Below are 528 nucleotides of genomic sequence, written 5' to 3' on the forward strand. Positions count from 1 at the left end.
GATCAGCCCCGCGGGATCCTGCGCGCGGATCGCCGCGAGCCCCAGCCCGATCGCGTCGAGCCAGGCCTCGTCCCCCGATCCGTGCGGCAGCGGCAGGTTGAGGTTGAAGCCGAGGCCGTCGCCGGTTCCGGTCTCGTCCGGATAACCCGCGTAGAACGGGAAGTAGTTCGACGTGTCGGCATGGATCGAGACCGTCAGCATGTCCGCCCGATCGTAGAAGATGCCCTGAGTCCCGTTGCCGTGATGCACGTCGATGTCGAGGATCGCGATGCGTCCGGCGAGGGTCCGGCGCATCCGTTCGGCCGCGATCGCCGTGTTGTTGAGATAGCAGAAGCCGCCCGCGGAATCCGCGTAGGCGTGGTGCCCGGGCGGGCGGCAGAGCGCGTAGGCGTGCCCGCCCGCGCAGGCCGCGTCGGCCGCCCCGATCGCGGCCTGCGCCGACGCGTAGACCGCGTCCCAGGTGCCCGCCCGGATCGGCGTCGAGGTGTCGGCCATGTAGAGGCCCGCAAGGCCGAGCATGCCGACGGG

Annotated in this window: 1 protein-coding gene; it reads right to left on the reverse strand. The window is 71.2% G+C overall.

Annotation, left to right across the window (positions count from 1 at the left end):
• Positions 1-528, reverse strand: a 528-nt coding sequence (locus tag WDW90_RS38000) for an arginase family protein (RefSeq protein WP_488803327.1), incomplete at both ends; no start/stop codon positions are given.

The organism is Methylobacterium nigriterrae (assembly GCF_037106235.1).
GTDB lineage: Bacteria > Pseudomonadota > Alphaproteobacteria > Rhizobiales > Beijerinckiaceae > Methylobacterium > Methylobacterium nigriterrae.